Below are 23,478 nucleotides of genomic sequence, written 5' to 3'. Positions count from 1 at the left end.
AACGACTTAAAATCGAGGTCTAAAAGCCTCATAGAACTGTACGAAATCTGTGTAGAAAAAGAGAGGGGATTTTCAATATTGACGAGATCTGTAGTCTCTCCGTATATAATAACCTTATTCCTCTCTTTTGTTCTTTCTTATTTATATGTCTTAATTTAGTGTTTTTATTAAAATGCTAACTTAAGACGTATATAAAACATAGCTACTACAGGCTTTTCGAGAGGTTTGTGTGTATTTGCAAAGTCCGCCAAATTTTTTAATTTGGCTTTTTGATAAAATAAGATAAAAAGAAAATTAAAAAATTCGGCTCGTGTCTAATCCGAAAGATCGGCGTCTTTCTACACGCTACGTTTCATATACCAACCGTTGTGGTGCATTTAAGAAACTCCTGAAATGAAATTGAACTTTATCAAATATTTGGTTTTTTTTTAGTTCTAGCAAGTTGCGAAAAGCAAGTAAAAGAAATTAAAAATTACGGAATTCAAAAAAGCCTAAATGACAATTTAAGTGTTTCACTCAAAATATCTGAATTTAACGATTATGGAACTTTGATTGACAGAATTCACGAAATTAAATGCAATGACAGTTTACCGAAAATAATAATCGAACGCAGTAATTTAATAAAAAATATTTATCCGATTGAAGATTGTGAACCTATTTTGTTTCATCCGAAATCAAAGCAATACGTGACTTTTGTGAACACAAAGTTATATCACGACAGTAATAATAATTATAGAGAAATTGGAATGGATTCTTTAAATTGGATGTTAAAAAATGACTTTGCGTATTACCGCTCAAATAACGAGTCAGACAAACCAGAAAGCTATTTAGTAATTGTGGAATCTAGTAGAAATGAAAATCTTGAACTAATTGAAAAATTCTTAGCCAATCTAACCCAAGAATTTGACAAATTAAATTCTAAACTTGAATTGAACATATCATTTTGGGAAGATTTGCCATATTTGCCACCGCCACCTACGACAGAAAATGAAAGACAAACTGAATAAAAAAAAAAAAAAAGGAAGTCAACTAAAAACCGACTTCCTTTTTTTATTTAGCACTAAAGCACATTATCCACACTTAGAAGATCCGCAATCTTTACAAGTTAAGCAGCCTTCTTGGTATATTAAATTTTCAGATTTACAACTATCGCACACATGCCCTTTAGCTTGCGTACCATCTTCCACATAACGTTTCAACGCACGTCCCACACCATTTTTCCAGGTATTTATAGAAGCTGTATCCAACTGTAAACTGTTAATTAAATCGACTATTTTATCAATAGGCATTCCATGACGCAGCGTACTTGAAATTAACTTGGCATAATTCCAAAACTCAGGATCAAATTTATGAGACAAGCCCTCAATAGTCGTTTTATACCCTCTTATATTTTTATATTGAAAATCGTAACGCGAGGTACCGTCTTCATTTCTATTTTTTATAATAGCACCTTCATTTACCCAACGCGGTAATAAAATACCATCTTCATCATCGGCCAAACCAGTAAAAATCTCATAAGGTCTGCCTTCAATTAAGCCAATAAAAGCAATCCATTTTTCTTTACTATTTTGAAAACGAACCACATCGGCCTGCAAACTTTGCGGACGCTTTATTGGAAATGAAGATAAAGACGTTTCTTGCTCTTCTTCTTTTTCCTCGTTAGAAATTAATACACCCGAACGCGAACCATCACGATATACCGTAACACCTTTACAGCCAACTTCCCAAGCTTTTAAATACAAGGCGCCAACCAACTCTTCGGTAGCGTCGTTTGGTAAATTGATAGTGACACTTATGGAATGATCTACCCATTTCTGGATAGCACCTTGCATACTTACTTTGCTTAACCAATCCACATCATTAGAAGTTGCTTTATGGTAGGGCGATTTTTTAATAAGTTTATCAATTTCTTTTTGCGAGTAGTTTTTAGAAGTATCAATACCGGTTACTTCCATCCATTGTTTGAAACGGTGATGAAACACCACGTATTCTTCCCAAGAATCACCAACCTCATCCACAAAATCCACACGCACTTCTTTATCATTCGGGTTTACTTTTCGTCTACGCTTATAAACAGGTAGAAATACAGGCTCTATTCCAGACGTTGTTTGCGTCATTAAACTTGTGGTTCCTGTTGGCGCAATCGTTAATAAAGCGATGTTACGCCTACCATATTCCAACATTTCATAATACAACTTACTATCCGCTGCTTTTAAACGTTGAATAAACGGGTTGTTTTTTTCACGTTCCGCATCAAATACTGAAAAAGCACCACGCTCTTTGGCTAAATGCACCGAACCTCTATACGCCTCAATAGCGATGGTTTTGTGAACTTCCAAAGAAAAAGCATTCCCAGCTTCACTACCATATTGAATACCCAAACCAGCTAGCATATCGCCTTCTGCAGTGATACCAACACCGGTTCTTCTACCTTCTTCTGCTTTCTTTTTTATATTAATCCATAAATTACGTTCGGTTGCTTTTACCTCATCCAATTCAGGATCTTGTTCTATTTTAAGAAGAATATTATCAATTTTCTCTAATTCTAAATCAATCACATCGTCCATGATGCGTTGCGCCAATGCGATGTGTTTTTTAAACAAATCGAAATTAAAACTCGCTTCAGGCGTAAACGGATTTTCAACATATGAAAATAGGTTTATTGCCAACAAACGACACGAATCATATGGACATAAAGGAATTTCACCACAAGGGTTTGTCGACACGGTTTTGTACCCTAAATCGGCATAACAATCGGGTATTGATTCTTTAATAATAGTATCCCAAAATAAAATACCAGGTTCGGCAGATTTCCATGCGTTATAAACTATTTTTTTCCACAACGCATTCGCGTCAATCGTTTTAGACACCTTAGGAGTTTCACTAAATATGGGGTATTTTTGTGTATAATCTGCACCATCTTTTACAGCTTGCATAAAAGCATCGTCCATTCTAACCGACACATTAGCACCCGTCACTTTACCCTGTTCTAACTTAGCATTAATAAAATCTTCTGAATCTGGATGATTAATAGACACTGACAACATAAGCGCCCCTCGCCTACCATCTTGAGCAACTTCTCTGGTTGAATTGGAATAACGCTCCATAAAAGGCACAATACCCGTAGAGGTTAATGCTGAATTTTTTACTGCAGAACCTTTTGGACGGATGTGCGACAAATCATGCCCTACACCACCACGGCGTTTCATAAGTTGTACCTGCTCTTGGTCTACTTTCATGATGCCTCCATACGAATCGGAATCACCTGAACTTCCAATAACAAAACAATTGGAAAGCGAGGCTATTTGGTACGGGTTCCCAATACCAGCCATTGGGCTTCCTTGCGGAACGATGTATTTAAAGTCTTTGATTAAATCGAAAATTTCTGTTTCCGATAAAGGATTTGTATATTTTTTTTCAACGCGCGCCAACTCTTTTGCGATACGGCGGTGCATATCATTTGGCGTTAACTCATAAATATTTCCTTCAGAATCTTTTAAGGCATATTTATTCAACCAAACACGTGCAGCAAGATCGTCTTGATTAAAATAAGTTAGAGAAGCATTGAAAGCTTCTTCTTGAGAATAGGTTTTGGGTTGAGTTTCGGCAACTTCTTGGTTCATTTTGCGTCTATTTATGGCGTTTACTAATTACAGCCATAAAGAAACAAAATATTTTAAACTTTAAGCACTATTGAAATCATAAAGTTTACAGGCAAAACAACTCAAATAACTATTAATCAGTTAGTTAATAATTTATCAACATTAAAAAGTTAACAAATTTTTAAAACTATTTTAAAAAGAATGATTTAAAAATCTACCGCAAAACCAATCCCTAAAAACTGTTTCCATTGTATTTTAGCACCTGCTTCATCGTAAACATCCTCGACATCAGTTGCTTTGGTCGTTTTAATATCATCATCATACCTTAAATGCGACCCTAAAGTTGCTTTTATAAAGTTATTTACTTTAAAATCGAAGTCTAACCTCCAGTCAATATCTACATTTCCGAAATTATTCACATAATCAGAATACAAACTCACCTGCTGTTTTACTTTTACATTGGTAGCCACTTCCATTTCGTAGCTATTATTTATTAAAATACCTACCTCTTTACGAATACGCTCTCCTGGAACTATAATATTTCCCTGAGCATCATAAACCGCCGGAGTTACACCAAACTTACCTGCATTTGCCAGATCATCATCCAACACAAAAGTGGCTTTTAAAGTTAATGGCGAAAAGTAAAAGGACATTTCATCTATATTTTTACCATATTCCATACCGCCACCAAAAAACAAATACCCAGGAGCCATTAATCGAGAAATAGGCGTTTCCTTATTCGGATACTTATAACCGTTTGCAAATTGGGTTCTAAAATTAAGTTTAGCAGAATAAAACCAGTTGGTAATACTATCTGGCTTGAAACCAATATCTGAATTCAATTCAAATAAATCGTCGGTTTTTCGTAGCTCTCTAGCTTGCTGCTTATTAACACCGTAACGCAGTCTCGCATTATTTCTCCATGAAAAATATTTATCGGTATAATTAGCTGAAGATTCCATGCCTACAAGACCAGAAATAGAATTACTACCCCCGGAATTCCAATTAACAAAAGCAACTTCATTAAGGTTTATCGAAGCTTTATTTTTTTGAAGCCACTGCGGACCATCGTATTTAGGTGCTTTTGATCTTAAAAACAGAGTATCTGGTTGCGATTGCGCGAGCTGAAAAAAGAAACAAACTGCGATTAATAAAACATGCTTCATAATAATGTAAGGTTGGTTTTAATAAATTACATTTTTAATCAATAACCATTCCGTTTTGACTAAAAAGATGAAAATTTAATAAGTAAACTCCCCAAACTCACTTTTTATTGTAAGCTTTTTAGTTTTTGACGCTTCAACACGACCTATAATTTTCGCATCTACATTAAAAGATTTTGAAATACTAATAATGTTTTCTGCAATTTCTGGAGACACATACAATTCCATTCTATGCCCACAGTTAAACACTTGGTACATTTCTTTCCAGTCTGTTTTAGATTGCTCTTGAATTAGTTTAAACAATGGCGGAATAGGAAACATATTATCTTTAATGATATGAAACTCATCTACAAAATGAAGAATCTTAGTTTGAGCTCCACCAGAGCAGTGCACCATACCATGAAGTTGATCACTTTTAAATTCTGATACTATTTTCTTAATGATTGGCCCATAGGTACGCGTTGGCGACAACACCAATTTACCGGCATCTATTGGAGAACCTTCTACAGCATCTGTTAACCTTACATTTCCTGAGTACACTAAATCTTCAGGAACTGAAGCATCAAAACTTTCAGGGTATTTATCGGCTAAATAGGTGTTAAAAACATCGTGACGTGCAGAAGTTAATCCGTTACTTCCCATACCACCGTTATACGACTTCTCGTAAGACGCTTGCCCGAAACTTTCTAAACCAACTATAACATCACCTGCTTTAATATTCGCATTATCAATAACATCACTACGTTTCATACGTGCTGTTACGGTAGAATCTACAATGATGGTACGCACTAAATCGCCCACATCGGCAGTTTCACCACCTGTAGAATGTATAGTAACACCAAAATTCTTTAATTCTGAAATCAACTCTTCGGTACCGTTGATGATAGCCGAAAGTACTTCACCAGGAATCAGGTTTTTATTTCTACCAATGGTTGATGACAACATAATATTATCTGTCGCGCCCACACACAGTAAATCGTCGATATTCATAATTAAAGCATCTTGCGCAATGCCTTTCCAAACAGAAATATCGCCTGTTTCTTTCCAATACATATAAGCTAATGAGGATTTTGTACCCGCACCATCCGCATGCATTATTAAACAATAATCATCATCATTTGTTAAATAATCTGGAACTATTTTACAGAATGCTTTTGGAAACAATCCTTTATCGATGTTTTTAATAGCATTGTGAACATCTTCTTTTGATGCAGAAACGCCACGTTGTGCATAGCGTTTAGAAACTTCTTGACTCATAGTATTGTATTGAGCTGCAAAGTTAATTTTTTGAATTAAAAAATCCCGCTTTTTGAAACGGGATTTTGAAATTATGAACGAATTCTGTTTTGAAACGCTAACTGCGCTAGGGATTGCAGCGATATCCTTTTGGTTTTTAGGAGACTTAAAACAAACGTAAAAAGCCACCTTGCCCCCTAATTACAGGTTTACCACCTTTACAAGCACAGCTAAACCAAAAGATTTAGCGAAAAGCCCGACCCTTGTGGTAGCGCCCAAAATTATCTTGTAAACAACAATTCTCTGTATTTTGTTAGTGGCCAAATTTCATCGTCGACCAACAACTCTAATTTATCGCAATGCTTACGAATATCATCAAACAAAGGCTTTACTTGATAGCAGTATGCCAAGGCTTTCTCTTCAACATCTTCAATAGTATTGGCTTTTCTGCGCGTATTCGTCATTTCTGTAACATTCGCATTAATACCTTCAATATGACTTGATATTTCCTTAATTAAGTTTATTTGCTCCTTAGAAACTGTTTTGTATGTGTCTTCAAAAATCTCTTTCAAGCCTTTCACATTCTCTATTAGAATATTTTGATATTTAACAGCCGTTGGCACAATGTGATTACGAGCAATATCACCCAACACACGACTTTCAATTTGAATATGCATTATGTAGGCTTCCATTTCTATCTCGTAACGTGCTTGCGACTCGACCTTACTCATCACATTCATGTCTTCAAACAATGCGATTGATTTTTTTGAAATTTTAGCACGTAATGCTTCAGGCGTACTTTTATTATTGCTTAAACCACGTTTTTCTGCTTCAATTTCCCATTCTTTTCCATACCCATTCCCTTCAAACAATATGGCTTTGGTCGATTTTATATACTCTCTAAGCACATTAAAAACAGCCTCATCTTTCTTTAAACCCTTTTTCTCTATTAAAAGATCGACTTCTTTTTTAAAGTCTATTAACTGTTTCGCTACAATGGTATTTAAAACCGTCATCGGGTTTCCGCAATTCGCTAAAGACCCTACCGCTCTAAACTCGAACTTATTCCCTGTAAAGGCGAAAGGTGACGTTCTGTTTCTATCCGTATTATCTAATAACACATCTGGTATTTTACCAACTACGTTTAATTTAAGTTCTGTTTTTTCTTCTGGTGACAGTTTGCCTTTTGTAACACCTTCCAACTCTTCCAACACCTTGGTTAATTGCTGACCAATAAATACGGAAATGATGGCAGGAGGCGCTTCATTAGCACCCAACCTATGGTCATTACTCGCCGATGCGATACAGGCTCTTAACAACTCTTCATTTTCATGAACCGCTTTTATAGTGTTAATGAAAAAGGTTAAAAACTGTAGATTGCTCATAGGAGTCTTTCCTGGCGCTAATAAATTAACACCCGTATCGGTTGATAAGGACCAGTTATTATGTTTCCCCGAACCATTAATTCCTGCAAATGGTTTTTCGTGAAATAATACTTTGAAGTTATGACGAGAAGCGACACGCCCCATAATATCCATTAATAATGAATTATGATCGACCGCTAAATTGGCTTCTTCAAAAATAGGAGCCAATTCAAACTGATTGGGAGCCACCTCGTTATGACGTGTTTTAACAGGAATACCTAAAAGCATACATTCGGTTTCCAATTCGCGCATAAAGTTTAGCGCTCGATTTGGAATGGATCCAAAATAATGATCGTCTAACTGCTGACCTTTTGCAGATGAATGCCCTAAAAGCGTTCTTCCGGTTAAGGTTATATCTGGCCTGGTCGCAGCCAATACTTTATCGATTAAAAAATATTCTTGTTCCCAACCTAAAGATGAAGAGACCTTTTTTACATTTTTATCGAAATATTTACAAACATCGGTTGCTGCATTATCAACAGCATTCAAAGCTCTTAATAAAGGCGTTTTATAATCTAAAGCCTCACCTGTATAAGCCACAAAAATAGTTGGTATACAAAGGGTTGTACCATATATAAAGGCCGGAGATGTAGGATCCCAGGCTGTATACCCTCGCGCTTCAAATGTATTACGAATTCCACCATTTGGAAAACTAGAGGCATCGGGCTCCTGCTGTACTAATTGACTACCTCCAAACTTCTCCACCGCCATACCATTACCAATGGTTTCAAAAAAAGCATCATGCTTCTCTGCTGTCGTTCCTGTTAAAGGCTGAAACCAGTGCGTATAATGCGTAACCCCTTTAGACAGCGCCCAATCTTTCATGGAAGACGATACCTGATCGGCTATATTCCTATCAATTTTTTTACCAAATTGAACTGCATTCATAACACCAACAAAAGCATCTTTGGTTAAATATTGACGCATGGTGTTTTCGTTAAAAACGTTTTTCCCAAACAAATCTGACCGACGCTCCTTCTCTTCCACCAAAACCGGCTTATTAGTTAGAGATTCTTTAATAGCATGAAATCTTAAAGTAGACATGAGCTCTATTGAATTAAGTTATTTTTTTTACAAAAGTAATAATCCTGTAAAGATATCATGTACAATATGTTTCCTTTGTGTTAAGAATTTTTCAGTTTTTATATAAAAAAATATACTTTTTTTAATAGATGCCTTAAAAAAATAGGGTATAAATAAAAATAACTCATGATTTTACAATATCACCCCTACAAATATGAAGTGTATAAATAAAAATATATATTTGTTGAAATATTATTAATTTCTCATTTTAAAAAATTATGGCAAAAATTAAATTAGAATACATTTGGTTAGACGGGTATTTCCCAACTCAAAACATGAGAAGCAAAACCAAAGTAGAAGAACATGAAAACTTTAAAGGAACTCTTGAAGAAATAGGAGACTGGTCATTTGACGGTTCTTCTACGAGACAAGCAGAAGGTGGATCTTCAGACTGTTTATTAGTGCCTGTAGCTATTTATCCAGATCCAGAACGTATCAACGGATATTTGGTAATGACTGAAGTTATGAATGCTGACGGAACGCCTCACACATCTAATGGTAGATCTACTATTGATGATGCTGATGATGATTTCTGGTTTGGTTTTGAACAAGAATATTTCATCATGGATACTGCAACACAGTTACCTCTTGGTTTCCCTGTTGGCGGATATCCTGCACCACAAGGTATGTACTACTGTTCTGTTGGTGGAAAAAATACACATGGTAGAGATTTAGTTGAAGAGCATGCTGATTTATGTATTGAAGCTGGCTTAAACTTTGAAGGTATTAATCAAGAAGTTGCTTGTGGGCAATGGGAATTCCAATTATTCGCAAAAGGCGCTAAATTAGCTGGAGACGAACTATGGATTGCTAGATATTTACTAGACAGATTAACTGAGAAACATGGTTTCTACATTGAGTACCACCCTAAGCCACTTGGAAAAGACATGGATTGGAATGGTTCTGGTATGCACGCTAACTTCTCTAACACAACTTTAAGAACTTGTGGAGATAAAGATGTTTACGCTAAAATATGTGAAGCTTTCCGCCCAGTTGTTAAAGAACATATCGCTGTTTACGGTGAGTTTAATGACCAACGTTTAACTGGTTTACACGAAACAGCTTCAATCGATGATTTCTCTTGGGGAGTTTCAGATAGAGGTGCTTCAATTCGTATTCCATTAATCGCTGTTAACAAAGGCTGGAAAGGTTGGTTAGAAGACAGACGTCCTGCCTCAAATGGTGATCCATACAAAATTGCAGCAAGAATTGTAAAAACTGTTAAATCTGCAAAGGTTTAATTTTAGATACATTTTGTTCATAATAAAAAAGGGTTTGCAATTTGCAAACCCTTTTTTATTGATTATAACGAGTCAAACTATTTTCCAGAAGTAAATAGCAAGAACATAAAAGCGCCGTAAGCAAAAACTAAAAAGATACCTTTAACACGGTTAATTTCAAACCTCTTAGGAAGCATTATTAATGGGAACAATATAAAAGCAAACCCAAGCATCCAGAACACATCACTAGTAAGAATAGCGCTCTCAGTAACTGGTATGGGCTTTATCATGGCTGTTAAACCCAAAACGGAAGCGATATTAAAAATATTAGACCCTATTAGATTCCCTAAAGAAATAGCCTTTTCTTGTTTTGCCGCTGCTATTATTGAGGCCGCTAATTCTGGCACACTCGTACCTATAGCGATTAATGACACCCCTATAACAGCCTCACTAACCCCTACAGACAAAGCAATCGCTTTAGCCCCATCCACCAACCATTCACTACCAAAATATAAAGACACGGCACCTATAAGCATCCAAATACTTATTTTAAAATTAGAAACTACCGCCAACGAATCGTCTACTTCTTCAGCTGTAACATCGTTTTTTGTACTTTTTATTAGAAACACCAAGAACACAATTAAGCTTACAAAAAGAATTAATCCCTCAAAACCCGATAGCACATTATCATTTTTAAGGAAATAGTACAGCACAATGGAAAAAAGCATCATTACAGGCCAATTCAATCGATAAAAAGTTTTATCAACCGCAATACTACCTAGCATCGCAGTAACCCCTAACACCAAGCCTATATTAGCAATATTGGACCCCACCACATTGGTAATTGCAATGGCAGGCGACCCCGACAAAGCAGCTTGAAGACTCACGAGTAATTCGGGAGCTGAAGTAGCGAAAGACACCACCGTCATCCCTATCACCATTTTAGATATATTAAACTTAAATGACAAAGCAACAGAGGCTCTAACCAGAAACTCGCCACCTACTACTAATAATGTAAACCCTAAAAGAACCCAAACAATACTCATATAACAATATTTTTTGCGAAGATAAATGAAAGTTAAAAGCTAAAAGTTAGAACTTAAAAGTTTTTTGAAAACTTAAAATATAGTTAAATAACTAGATATGCAGTTGTATAACTATAAAAATAGTTATAAGTTTACAATGAACAACGAATAAAGCAGATTTCTTTTTACAAGGAAATAACAAAAATATTTAAAATGGAAAAGTTAACGAACAAAGAGGAAGAAATCATGCATATTTTATGGCGGCTTGAAAAAGCTTTTGTAAAAGATGTTTTAGCAGAAATCGCCACCGAAAAACCACACTACAATACACTATCTACCATTATTAGAAACCTGGAAGAAAAAGGTTATGTGAGTTATAATGCCTACGGAAAGACGCACCAGTACTACCCTATTGTTAGTAAGGAAGATTATAAAAAACGTTTTATGACCGTCGCCATTGACAATTATTTTAATAATTCATACAAAAACGTGGTATCCTTTTTCGCTAAAGAAGAGAAGATAAGCGTAGAAGATTTAAAAGAGATTATTGCTTTAATTGAAAACGAAAAATAACCATGGACTATTTACTAAAATCCAGCGCACTTGTTGTCATTTTTTATTTTAGTTACAAACTCTTATTACAACGGGAAACGTTTTTTGAACAAAACAGGTGGTTTTTACTCGCGGGATTAGGTACTGCTTTTATATTACCCCTTATCGTTATTCCCGTTTATATAGAAGCCAAACCCATGGACCTTTCCATGTACCAATTCGATACGGTAGCAACAAACACTCCAACCATTAAATCTTTTAACATATTGGAGTACTTACCCATAATATATGGTTTGGGAATTGCAATTTTTACGGTTCGCTTCTTAATACAGTTTGCATCTTTAGTTTCTATAATTATAAGGAATAAGTCTGAAAAAACAGGCATCTATAAATTTATTAAAACAACCGATGACGTATCTCCATTTTCCTTTTTCAATTGGATTGTTTGTAATCCAACACAGTTTAGCAACATAGAATTAGAACAAATAATTACTCATGAACAAACCCATGCCAGCCAAAAACATTCGCTCGATATTTTAGTCACCCAACTAAGTTGTATAGTACTTTGGTTCAATCCGTTTATTTGGCTTTACAATAAAGATTTAAAGCAAAACCTAGAATTTATTGCCGATAAAGTTACAGCAACCAAAACCAATTGCAAAAAAAGTTATCAATACACCTTACTTAAAACAAGTTTGCCATCTCATCAAATGGCCTTAAGTAATCCTTTTTATAATTCATTAATCAAAAAACGAATCGTTATGTTACAGAAATCAAAATCAAAGAAAATCAATCAATTAAAGTATGCACTAGTAATTCCTGTTTTAGCTTTATTCTTAATGAGCTTTAACACGACAAATGTTTACATTCAGCACACCACAAACCAAAACTCTAATTTAGTTAAAGTCATAATAGACAAAAACACTACCACAAAAGAACTATTAAAACACCAGGAAGCATTTAAAACAAACCTTGATATTGATTTTATTATCCACCAAATTGAAACGAACCCTAGCAATGAATTAACCTCTATACGCATAGAATTAATTAACCGTTTCGGGAAACTCACAACACAACAACTCGATAAAACAAAACCAATATCCCCTTTTGTTATTACATATGATGCTGATAAAAACACAATGGAGACTCACCGTTTACAACAAGCTTTAAACGAAATTATTATTACAAAAAATTATTCTAAGAAAGACTTGAAAAAATTAGAAGAGGATCTAAAGAAAGAGGGTATTACCTTAAACTTCAAAAACATAAAACACAATAATAAGAATGAAATTACTTCCATAAACATTAAAATGAATTCCAAACATTCAAATGCCCATTATACTATTAATGGAGACACTCCTATAGCTCCTATAAAAATAATCATTAATAATGGCGCTATTTCAATTGGGAACGCCACCGTAGCTCAAGCACATCATATCGTTGTGGTTTCAGATAATGATGATGAGAACGAAGAACTCGTAGATACAGATCCTCAAAAGAAGGTTTCTATTTATAAATTTGGGAATAACACAAACACCATAGCCAAAAAGGAAACCATAATGGAATCTCAAAATCGGGACACAAAAGAAGAGGTAACAAAAAGCAAGTCGAAAGTAAAACTAGTAATTTCAGAGACTAAAGAACCTCTAATTATGGTTGATGAAAAGGAAATAACCCAAGAAGACATGAACACTATCGACCCCAATACCATTGAAAAAGTTGATGTTTTAAAAGGCGACAAGGCCACCAATCAATATGGAGATAAAGGTAAGAATGGTGTTATTTTAATAACCACAAAAACTGAAGGCAAAACAAAACATACTATTAAACTTAACGAAGAAGCGCTTTATAAAATAGACGGTAAAGAAGTAAAAAAAGCAGAAGTTGATAAACTAAACCCTGATGACATCGCTTCTATTAATATTTTAAAAGACGATTCAGCCATAAAGAAATACGGAGAAAAGGCCAAAAATGGTGTTATTGAAATAATAACAAAAAAGAAAGATTAGAGAAAAACTTAGTACGAAACAACAAAAAGCACCTTCTTAGTTTAAATACTTAAGGTGCTTTTTTCATTCTATACTTTTAATAGAAACCTTATAACAGCACAACATAAAAAAACATAAAACAGACAAAATAGCCTGTTTTTATAATAGACTCCCCCTTGAATTTAGAAATCGTATTAAAAACCGCCTTATAAATATTACAATTTCGAACTTATTAACATATTTTTAACTACAATATATTATTTAAACAAAGCATATAGTTAAAATATTCAAACCAAATAGATTAATACACTTACACATTTGCATCCAAAATCACAGATTTAGTTAAAACCATTAGGTAGATATTTTATCAAAAATGTATCTTCAAAAAACATTGATATTATTAAACTATTTACTAACCTAAAAACTAAAAATTATGGTCACACTTGCCAAACTTATAATCGTTATAATCCTTTCGATTATTTAAACTCAAAACACGTAAAGCTTAGTCTAGAATAAGTTTTACTACTTTTGTATTCACAGAAGGATTTTTAAATATGAAAAAGCAAGTATTCAAATTTTTAGCCAAGTTTAATAAACTAGTACTTCCCAGTTACTCTAAGCAACAATTGGATTTAGCCAAAGCTAGCAAGCTTCAAATGGCCTTAATTGGTTGGAAGTGGTTTGTAACCAAGAACGCATTAAATTAACTTTATTCCATAAAAAAAGACCTTCAATTTCTTGAAAGTCTTATTAACTTTTTGTGACCTCGACTGGATTCAAACCCATCGTGTAAGTATCAGAATTTCAATTGTTTAGAAACATGAAAGATGTCAAGGTGTCTATATAGCTACCTTTATGATTGAATTAGATTGTCGCTAATTGAGTTTCAATCCTTTATAAAGATATGATAAATGCATTCAAAATCTACAAAATAATATTACTTTTTTGACAACTACACTTCGATTTCAAAATATGATAAGCTTCAATATTCTATTTAAAAACAGGCAATAATCTTTATCAAATATGACGGAATTATTAGGCGCCCTGTATATTGTTAACAATCAAATAGTTACTAAATATTTTCAAAACAGGTAACCGTATAGGTCACTTGTGCTTTGATTTAACTTGATTTTAATTGTACTAAGTTATTAAAAAAACACGAAGTAATCTATATCAAATTGATGTAAATTTTATTATATATGGCTAAATATTGATAATAAAAACACCTTAATAAAGGTGTTTAAACTAAATTGATTCATACATACTAATAGCACAGGTAATCTTTCGATTTCTCTTAACCTCCTGCAAAATCTGCGTGCAATCTTTCTCTAAATCTTAATATTCCCCTTTTTATATTAATAACTAAAAAGGCAATAAATAATGTCATTATAATAGTCAAAATCTAAACTTAATTACTCAGGATCTAAATTATCTGACAATAATAAAATACTCACCTTTAACAGAGAATTTTTCCATATTGAAAAATGGGATCTACATTCTAACCAGTGACCACCGGGTTATGAGCTCTTCTCTAAATTTGATTTAAGCACAAATATTAAGCTCAAAAGCCCTCAAAATTATAAAATAATATGCAAAAACGTATGCACTTTTTAGTTTTCAGATTATTGAAATATTTAATGCAATATAATCAAAAAGGACAACGTGTTATTCTAAATACAGGACAAATATTAAATTGGTTGGATAATGATTTAAATCAAGATGATATAAAGTATAAACTCAATACGAAATATCCAGAATTAAATTGGAAGCTTAAACAGTCAGTAAAGACTCATTTAGTCCAAAAGTGGTTAGTAACATAGAAACGATAACCAATATGGTCACAAATCCAGAATCAATTGTATTTTCTAAATTCGACAAAATAACTAAACTTCAAAAAGAGTTACCCTTTCTGTTACCCTAAAGTAAATGAAGCAAGAAAACCCTTGATTTTACTGATGGTAGCGTATTATTATTATTAGGGCTGTGGGGAACATTAATTAAACTCTCTTTTCTAACGTTTAGTGGGCTCTAGATTTGAAACAATGACCTTCGGTTTATGAAAATACAGCTCTTTTATTGTCAAAATCAGTTGATTTTTAGACGGTTATGTTTCTTTTTGAAAAAAATTTATTATATTTATAATTAAGTTGATTAAAACTGTTCTAAAAGCTAATATTTCATATTTGTGTTCGGTAAAAATCAATTCTCTCCCCCTTATAATTAAGATATAGTTTTTTATAAAACAATCATTTAGGTTGTTATAACATTGGCATAAAAACCATCAATAATGGCTCAAGAAATTTCATTTCTTCAAATCGATCCAGCCGATTTAAGACTTCTTATGGAAGCTTCTGTAAATCCGCAAACTGGAGACGCTGTTACGTCGATGAGTATTCCTCTTACTTCAGGGAGAAATGGATTTCAACCTTCACTAAGCTTGGCTTATAGTTCAGGAGGAGGGAATTCAGTATTTGGTCTCGGATGGGCTCTGCAAGGAATTCCAGTAATAAGTCTAAGCCTTAAAGACGGATACCCTAATTATGATGGAACCGATAAGTTTTCATTTAACGGTCAAGAATTGGTTCCATGGTTAGAAGAAGTAGTTGGTAAGTGGCAAACAAGAACTTCAGAAAATGCAGATTTTTTCATTACTTACTTTAGACCAGTTAGCGATTCTTCTTTTACCCGTATTGAACAATGGAAAGATAAAATCACTCATAAAATTAATTGGAGAGTGCACTCTACAAACAACACTGTCTTGGTGTTTGGGCTCAATTCCGATAATTCCACAAAAATTTTAGACATCAACGATTCAAACAAAATTTTCCAATGGTTATTAGAAGCCCAATATGACAATATGGGAAACGCTATTACCTACGAATACATTGAAGACGATTATGCTAATGTGGACGGCAGTTCTAGCTTTGAAAGAAACCGTATTTATAAAGGAATTGGTAATTCGCAAAAATACCTTAAGAGAATCCGCTATGGAAATACAATCCCAATGTTACCAGATGATTCTACTAAACCATCTCAAAACTGGCTTTTTGAAGTTGTGTTCGATTACGCAGACCAAGATGAAAGTAACCTCACATTATATCCAACACTTTTAGGTGCTTGGCCAGTCCGTGAAGATCCATTCTCATCATACATTGCAGGATTTGAGCAACGCACATATCGACTATGTCGTCGCGTATTGATGTACCATCATATTATTGAATTAGGTGCAGGTCCAACTTTAATTGGTAGCACAGAACTGCTCCATCAAGCAAATCCAGCAGGTTCAACTCTTAATCAAATAAGCTATACAGGATACAAAAGAATCGGTGCTGATACTTATGATTCTAAAATAATGCCTCCAGTGCTTTTCAAATATACTATCCCAGAAGTGGAACATAGTTTTCATCAAACCTCACAACACAGTAATACGAATGTGCCAATTGGGTTAAACGGAATAAATTACAAATGGGTCGATTTATATGGAGAAGGATTACCCGGAGTACTTTACGAATCAAATGAAGCATGGTATTATAAATCTAATTTAGGTGATGGAAATTTAGGATCGCAACATCGCGTAGCCCAAAAACCAAGTTCGGGTTTTGGAAGCTATGCGCTTAGTGATTTTGATGGTGATGGCAATTTAAATATTGTTGTATTACAAGGACGAGAATCAGGTTATTTTGAATTTAATCGTGACCAAGAAGAATGGAATGGTTTTAGACCTTTTCAAGATACTGCTCATGTACGACAACTGGACACCAATACACAGTTTATTGATCTTACAGGAGACGGTCGGGCAGATATTGTAGTTACGGAGGAAGACCGAACAATTTGGTACCCTTCAAAAGGGAAGGAAGGATTTGGAAAACCTGTTCAAATTGCCAAAGCACTTTCCAACGGAGTAAGTCGTGCTCCAACTATTGGTTCTAATGCGATGCTGGATTATTTTTTTACGGACATGAACGGATCAGGTTTACCCGATCAGGTACGAATCTACAATGGTCGTATTGAATACTGGCCCAATATGGGAAATGGCAGATTCGGATCTGGCATTGTAATGCAGGATTCTCCACAACTAGATTTCAACTCAGAACTAGATGCCATTCGCATACGACTAGTTGATTTAGATGGAAGTGGCACATCCGATCTTATTTATTTAGGACGAGGTGAAATTACCTATTGGATCAATGCTTCTGGTAACCAATTTCTAGAAGGGGTTACTCTAAAAGGACTCCCTTTTATTGACAACATTTCATCAGCTCAAATCATAGATTATTTAGGAGATGGCACACCATGCTTAGTTTGGTCTTCAGCTTTATCAATACACTCAGATGCACCTCTTCATTATTTAAAATTAACAAATGGTGTGAAGCCTCGTCTACTATCTAGTGTTGAAAATAATATGGGCTTAGAAACCCGATTCCATTATGGATATTCCGGAAAACACTATTTAAGAGATAAATTCAGTAGCACACCTTGGATAACTAAACTTCCTTCCCACCGCATAGTCGTCGATAAATTAGAAACTATAGATCATATTGGGAAGACCAGATTCAATCAAATATTTGAGTATCATGATGGTTTTTTTGATGGAGAAGAACGTGCTTTTAGAGGTTTTTGTTTAGTCGATCAATATGATTCTGAATTTTATGATGGGACTTCCCTAATACCAGAAGTAGCGTTCACTGATCCCATTTGCGTTCGAACCTGGTATCATAATGGAGCACCTTCTTGGCAAAATGCTAGAACTGAAAACTACTACAAACATGATGCTTTTAGCAGGCAGTTAAGCGACTATTATATTGAGGATAACAATCTCAAATCAGATGAATTTTTTGATGCCATAAGAAGTTTGGCTGGTCAGGTAATAAGAAGTGAAACTTTTGGTTTGATGCCGACTGGAATTCGAAAAATTCATCCATTTAATGTAACACATACCAATTACTCCATAAGAAAAATACAGCCTAAAAAGGAAGGAAACAGCCCCTGTTTCGCTGTTTTTCAAAGAGAAAGTCTTCAAATAAATTTTGAAGAAAATTTCGATGATCCACATCTCACTCACAGCTTTAACTTAGAACTTGATGCCTTTGGTGTTCCTATTAAACAGGGGGCAGTTGTGTATCCCAGAGTACGAATAAAAGCAAAACCAGGGCAAGACGTTTTTCATCTTAATGCGGCACAAACTCGTGTGGTTCATTTCGATGTACAAGACAGATACGAAATAGGAATACCCTTAGAAAGTAAGAGTTTCCAAATACAAAACGACATACATCCAACTGAAGGGAGTCTTTACCGTTTCTCAGAAATGCTGATTCTGGTCAATGAAACTATTGCCACACCTATCAATTTTAATGCGTTATTCTCTTTAAGAAGACAAGCAAAATTGTTGCAATGGAATAAAAGTTTCTTTTGGAATGATGCTCTATCTGAAGTTCTTCCTTGGACCGAAGTTGGTAATAAAGTATTAATACATCATCATGAAACGGCTAGTTTCAATACCGAATTTATGGTAGACGCGCTAGGCGCAAAGTTTTCTCCCACTTTGATGGAGGACGGAGGCTATATTTCGCGGGATTCGTTCTGGTGGCAACCAAGTGGTACGACATATTATGGTGATAAAAACAATTTCTATTTACCACTGCGAGAGGAACAACCAAACGGTGCTTTTGTTGAATATCGTTATGATAATTATCATTTAACTCTGGTCCAATCTTCAGCCGTGTTATTTAATGAAATTGGTGACGAATTAGCCCGTAACAGTATCGTTGCCACTATTGATTATAATGTCATCGCGCCTAATCAAATCATCGACGCTAATCGAAATACATCTGAAGTTTATTACGACCCATTAGGTGTTGTCCTTAGGTCATCTCTATATGGAGAATTACTTTCATCCAATGGAATTTTAGAAACGCAAGGCCATGGTCGATTAGTCGATCATGCAGCACCTCCTACCCTTAATTTTGATAGCATCCTTGCTAACCCAGAAAACTATTTACAAGAATGCGCCTCTTTTTTCTATTACGAATTAGATACTTGGGAAAATGAAGTCTTACGCCTACCATTGCGAACCATCGCTTTAGCACGTGAGCAATGGGTGAATGATGGTGAAGGCCATTATGCTTCCGAAAGTCGACATCAAATTAGCGTTACTTATCAAGATGGATTTGCAAGAACCATACAATCCAAAACCTTAGTGGAATCAGGTCCAGATACCATACAATATTTGGGAGATTCAATTGTTTTAAGAGCTGACGGAGAACCTCAATTGATTACATCAGATGACTTGCGCTGGCAGGTTTCAGGTTTTGTAGTTTATAATAATAAACAAGAAGTCGTGCAACAATATGAGCCTTACTTTTCTCCTATTGTTGATTTTGAGACAGACGAAATCAATGCTACTTTCGGACAATCTGGACTTATTGAGTATGATGCTATTGGGCGACAAAAAAGAATCAATCTTGCCGATGGTACCTATACAAAAGTAGAATTCAACCCTTGGTACAGCAAACAATATGATGCCAATGATACCATTGTTGGTAGTCCTTATGATACTATAAATACGCCAATACTTTCCGCTGATTCTCCCGAAGGGATTGCATTGATTAAATCAAAAAAACATAATGATACTCCGATTACCGCACATACAGATGGTTTAGGCCGCACGTTTGAAATTGAAGAAGCCGATGAAAATGGACGCATCCGAACTAATAAAACTACTTATGACGCTTTAGGAAACCCAAAAGAGGTCAAGGACGCTAGAAACCTGATAGCTTTCACCTATGTACACGATATGCAAGGTCGCGTATTTCATGAAACAAGCATGGATTCAGGAGAAAAATGGCAATTCATTAACGCTTTAGATCAACCCATCCATCTTTGGGATGCTAGAGATGTGCACCAACAGTTATTTTACGATACTTGGGGCAGAATAACACATAAGCAAGTTGATGGTGCCTTGAATATGAACCATATTACCGAACGCTTTATTTATGGTGAAGATGTGTCAATTACAAACCCATGGGAAAAGAATCTTGTTGGCCAATTGGTGGAACATTACGATCAAGCAGGTCTAAATCGCATACATCGTTTGGACGTTTTGGGTAATGTCCTTGAAAAAGACAGACAATTAGTGGAAGATTACAAAAGCATTCCTGATTGGTCAGATATGACAAGTGTTGATTGGATGATTGATGCACCTTTTGAAACCCAAGCGATTTATGATGCTTTTGGTAGACCAACAAGACAGCGATTACCAGATTCTACAATCCGAGATGCGACGTATTTACAAAGTGGTATTTTGGATCAATTGCTATTGACCACAGAAGATGGTACCATTGTAAACCAGCCTATCATAAAAGGTCAAATTTTTAATGCACGTGGACAGATAAAAGAATCGACATTAGGGAATGACGTTATCCAACAATACGATTATGACCCATCAAACTATCGTTTAAAACAAAAAACGAGCTTCCGTCGTGCTACCAATACCCTTGCAGCCAAACACTACCAACACATTAATTATACCTATGATGCTGTTGGTAATATCACCCATCTCATTGATACGGCAAGACCAAATAGCACTTTATTATACAATCAACCCAGAGTCAATAAGTACACCTATGACGCTTTCTATCAACTCATAGAAGCCGAAGGACGCACACATCAAGCCATGGAGCGGACAGACTATGCTCATGCACCAAGTGCTGATGGTTTTATAAAAGGTACTAGGCATATTAGTTTAGATAATATGGCATTAGTAAGAACCTATACCCGACGTTATAGCTATGATTTAGGTGGAAATATGATAAGCAAGTTGCATAAATCAGGAACAAACCATAGTGATGCATTCCGCTCATTTAGAAATTACTGGATTTCACCAACTTCCAATCGATCTATAGAACAAGTCGATCTGGCAGGAAACCCGATTACCAATCCCGAAAGCCGATTTGATCAAAATGGCAATCTAACCTATCTATCCCATTTACGAAATGTGGAATGGAATTATCTAAACCAATTAACGCAAGCAACACTAATTGAAAGACCGAATGGTGAAGATGATGCTGAATATTATATCTATGGTGGCGACGGCCAAAGGGTACGAAAAGTAACCCAAAGACTGGATAATAATAGTATAGAAACCACCGAAAAAATATATCTAGATGGTTGTGAAATTAAACGTAGAAAACAAGGGCAAACACTTTTATTAGAACGTTACACCTCACACTTAAGTGATGGCAATGGACGGATAGCGTTGATGCATCGTTGGACTGTTGATACCTACGGACGAGAAACCAACAACCTCTCTCAAAAGAAAATGCATTACCAATTAAATTGCCATCTAGGCTCATCGGCTTTTGAATTGAACAATGTGGGCGGCATTATTAATTACGAAGAGTATTTTGCCTTTGGAGGATCTGCCTTTGTCTATGGAGGCAATGTACGCGATGTACAATTAAAAGAATACCGTTATTCTGGCAAGGAGCGAGATGATGCTACGGGTCTATATTACTATGGGTTTCGTTATTATGCACCTTGGCTATGCAGATGGCTGAACCCTGATCCCATTGGCCCAGAGGACGGGTTAAATGTGTATCAGTTTGTGCATAATAACCCGATTAATGAGGTGGATCCTGATGGGTTGCAGAGTACTTTGGACGAAGAAATTAAGGAAGAATGGCGTACTAATAATGAATCGTTTACAGAGATAAACCCTGTAATGCAAGGTAGTGCGCGCTGGTCGAGATTTCAACATCCCACATTTGGTACAGTATACTCATTCGGTGGGCGGACAATAGATGAAGGGAATCATATGATTATTGATATATATGAAGTAGATCCTATCTCGGAAGAGTCATTTCATGAAAATGTTGTTGATAATATTGTGGATGAAGCGAGTGAAGCAATTAGGTCTTGGAGTCAACATAGATCAACAGAAAACAATGAAACACCAGTGACAAATGATAATTTCGCATCTTCTGATGGTGTGACTCCTGACCAATTACCTGATCAAGCGCAAGGAGAGGACAACGTAGAAATTGAAACCTTAAATAATAATACAAATAATGAACTAAATCATCAAAATCAAGAAACACCCCCTCATGAAATATCTGATGATCAAATCCAAACCCCCGAAAATGTTCTGGAAGGTGATGGAACAGAATTAAATGATTTAGATGAAATTAATGAGCTTGATTGGTTTGAAGTCACAAGGAGTTTTTTAGACACTTTTATTAATGGAGCATTATTGATTATGGCAACTTTTGCACTAATAGCTGTAGAAGCAATAACCCTTCCTTTCGTACTTGTTGTAGGACTAATTGCTCTTGTTGGAGTAGGTATATTCTCTTTTTTTAGTAGATCTAATGAAGCCGAGGAACTAGGAATGGAAAATTATGAATCATCCGCCGCTTTAGCCGCAATAGGTGACCCTTTTGGGGTTACTAATATTATTGAAGGAGCTACTGGAAGAGATGCAGTTACCAATCGAGCGTTGACGACAGAGGACCGAAGTAATAGATTAGGTTCTGGTCTTGGAGGGGTTGCTCTATTCGGAGCTGCAAAACCAATCGCCAGGGCAGGTTCTGTCTTAGGTACTCGTGGTTTGCCAATTCTAAGAAATCTAATACCAAGGACTGGTACGCAAAGACTTTTAGCAGGAATTGAAGCAAATCCTCCTAGAGGAAATCTTCATCAAAGAGTAAAGGCAATTGCAAATTCTTTAATAGAGAATGGACTTATGACGGAGGGAAATAGGCGGTCAATAACAATAGCACTTACGGAAGGTCTTGCAGAAACTTCCGAAGGTCTTACTACAGTGACAATATTGAGTACTTCAGACTCTAGTCTTTATGCTAGAATTGCAAATAACCTAGATATTTTACCATCGGGAGTAATCTTAGGAGAGATTTCTCAATCCGGTACATTCTTACACGCTGAACGACAGGGAATTATAGAATTAATGTTTTTGGGTATAGATGAAATTGGTTTTACTGCTACAACCATTCTTGGTTGCCCAGGATGTCAAAGTTGGTTAGCAAGATTTGCTCAACAATTTGGACACTTAAATCCAAGAGTAAAACCACCCAATCCAAATGGAATTAGAAGGGGAGGTGCTATATCGCATGATAATATTAGAAGAGATTTTCCTCTGGGTATTTTCTTTGATAAATAAAATTTTGAAAA

At 35.3% G+C, this 23,478-nt stretch carries 12 protein-coding genes; 7 read left to right on the top strand and 5 right to left on the bottom strand.

The features are described 5' to 3' along the window. Window positions 1-548: 548 nt before the first annotated feature. A complete protein-coding gene (locus Q5N74_RS17810; RefSeq protein WP_304390350.1) occupies window positions 549-1,007 on the top strand; it encodes a hypothetical protein in 459 nt (152 codons plus the stop codon). Between the two features lie 63 nt (window positions 1,008-1,070). Here Q5N74_RS17810 and Q5N74_RS17805 read toward each other — a convergent pair whose 3' ends face one another. The 4 genes from Q5N74_RS17805 to Q5N74_RS17790 all read right to left on the bottom strand — a co-directional run bounded on the left by Q5N74_RS17805 (window position 1,071) and on the right by Q5N74_RS17790 (window position 8,469). Beyond that, a complete protein-coding gene (locus tag Q5N74_RS17805; RefSeq protein WP_304390349.1) occupies window positions 1,071-3,623 on the bottom strand; it encodes an adenosylcobalamin-dependent ribonucleoside-diphosphate reductase in 2,553 nt (850 codons plus the stop codon). 185 nt (window positions 3,624-3,808) lie between these two features. Next, window positions 3,809-4,768, bottom strand: coding sequence for a DUF3078 domain-containing protein (locus Q5N74_RS17800; protein ID WP_304390348.1), 960 nt, complete (start codon window positions 4,766-4,768; stop codon window positions 3,809-3,811). 75 nt (window positions 4,769-4,843) lie between these two features. Next, window positions 4,844-6,022, bottom strand: a complete 1,179-nt coding sequence (locus tag Q5N74_RS17795) for an AIR synthase related protein (RefSeq protein WP_304390347.1) — start codon at window positions 6,020-6,022, stop codon at window positions 4,844-4,846. A gap of 260 nt (window positions 6,023-6,282) precedes the next feature. Further along, complete coding sequence (locus Q5N74_RS17790) at window positions 6,283-8,469, bottom strand: glutamine synthetase III (RefSeq protein WP_304390346.1); 2,187 nt, start codon at window positions 8,467-8,469, stop codon at window positions 6,283-6,285. 257 nt (window positions 8,470-8,726) lie between these two features. Between Q5N74_RS17790 and Q5N74_RS17785 the strand changes: the two genes are divergently transcribed. Next, window positions 8,727-9,749, top strand: a complete 1,023-nt coding sequence (locus Q5N74_RS17785; protein ID WP_304390345.1) for a glutamine synthetase beta-grasp domain-containing protein — start codon at window positions 8,727-8,729, stop codon at window positions 9,747-9,749. Window positions 9,750-9,826: 77 nt separating this feature from the next. On the opposite strand, the gene Q5N74_RS17780 is transcribed toward Q5N74_RS17785, so the two are convergent. Beyond that, entirely contained in the window at window positions 9,827-10,774 is a 948-nt protein-coding gene (locus Q5N74_RS17780) for a calcium/sodium antiporter (RefSeq protein ID WP_304390344.1), read from the bottom strand. A gap of 192 nt (window positions 10,775-10,966) precedes the next feature. Between Q5N74_RS17780 and Q5N74_RS17775 the strand changes: the two genes are divergently transcribed. The 5 genes from Q5N74_RS17775 (at window position 10,967) to Q5N74_RS17755 (ending at window position 23,467) form a co-directional block, all read left to right on the top strand. Further along, a complete protein-coding gene (locus Q5N74_RS17775; RefSeq protein WP_304390343.1) occupies window positions 10,967-11,326 on the top strand; it encodes a BlaI/MecI/CopY family transcriptional regulator in 360 nt (119 codons plus the stop codon). A 2-nt stretch (window positions 11,327-11,328) separates the two neighbouring features. Further along, complete coding sequence (locus Q5N74_RS17770; RefSeq protein WP_304390342.1) at window positions 11,329-13,314, top strand: M56 family metallopeptidase; 1,986 nt, start codon at window positions 11,329-11,331, stop codon at window positions 13,312-13,314. 533 nt (window positions 13,315-13,847) lie between these two features. Next, entirely contained in the window at window positions 13,848-14,000 is a 153-nt protein-coding gene (locus Q5N74_RS17765; protein ID WP_304390341.1) for an SsrA-binding protein, read from the top strand. A gap of 882 nt (window positions 14,001-14,882) precedes the next feature. Next, entirely contained in the window at window positions 14,883-15,113 is a 231-nt protein-coding gene (locus Q5N74_RS17760; protein ID WP_304390340.1) for a hypothetical protein, read from the top strand. 467 nt (window positions 15,114-15,580) lie between these two features. Continuing rightward, complete coding sequence (locus tag Q5N74_RS17755) at window positions 15,581-23,467, top strand: SpvB/TcaC N-terminal domain-containing protein (protein ID WP_304390339.1); 7,887 nt, start codon at window positions 15,581-15,583, stop codon at window positions 23,465-23,467. Window positions 23,468-23,478 lie beyond the last annotated feature (11 nt).

Origin of the sequence: Mariniflexile sp. AS56, assembly GCF_030552475.1 — a bacterium.
GTDB lineage: Bacteria > Bacteroidota > Bacteroidia > Flavobacteriales > Flavobacteriaceae > Mariniflexile.
The sequence above is the reverse complement of the archived record's forward strand: the minus strand, read 5'-3'. Positions and strand labels throughout refer to the sequence as shown.

What these genes read in the sequence shown, in the direction of transcription:
- Q5N74_RS17775 (WP_304390343.1), top strand. Translation starts at nt 10,967, where the DNA reads ATGGAAAAGTTAACGAACAAAGAGGAAGAAATCATGCATATTTTATGG.
- Q5N74_RS17770 (WP_304390342.1), top strand. Translation starts at nt 11,329, where the DNA reads ATGGACTATTTACTAAAATCCAGCGCACTTGTTGTCATTTTTTATTTT.
- Q5N74_RS17760 (WP_304390340.1), top strand. Translation starts at nt 14,883, where the DNA reads ATGCAAAAACGTATGCACTTTTTAGTTTTCAGATTATTGAAATATTTA.
- Q5N74_RS17790 (WP_304390346.1), bottom strand. Translation starts at nt 8,469, where the DNA reads ATGTCTACTTTAAGATTTCATGCTATTAAAGAATCTCTAACTAATAAG.
- Q5N74_RS17755 (WP_304390339.1), top strand. Translation starts at nt 15,581, where the DNA reads ATGGCTCAAGAAATTTCATTTCTTCAAATCGATCCAGCCGATTTAAGA.
- Q5N74_RS17795 (WP_304390347.1), bottom strand. Translation starts at nt 6,022, where the DNA reads ATGAGTCAAGAAGTTTCTAAACGCTATGCACAACGTGGCGTTTCTGCA.
- Q5N74_RS17800 (WP_304390348.1), bottom strand. Translation starts at nt 4,768, where the DNA reads ATGAAGCATGTTTTATTAATCGCAGTTTGTTTCTTTTTTCAGCTCGCG.
- Q5N74_RS17805 (WP_304390349.1), bottom strand. Translation starts at nt 3,623, where the DNA reads ATGAACCAAGAAGTTGCCGAAACTCAACCCAAAACCTATTCTCAAGAA.
- Q5N74_RS17765 (WP_304390341.1), top strand. Translation starts at nt 13,848, where the DNA reads ATGAAAAAGCAAGTATTCAAATTTTTAGCCAAGTTTAATAAACTAGTA.
- Q5N74_RS17780 (WP_304390344.1), bottom strand. Translation starts at nt 10,774, where the DNA reads ATGAGTATTGTTTGGGTTCTTTTAGGGTTTACATTATTAGTAGTAGGT.
- Q5N74_RS17785 (WP_304390345.1), top strand. Translation starts at nt 8,727, where the DNA reads ATGGCAAAAATTAAATTAGAATACATTTGGTTAGACGGGTATTTCCCA.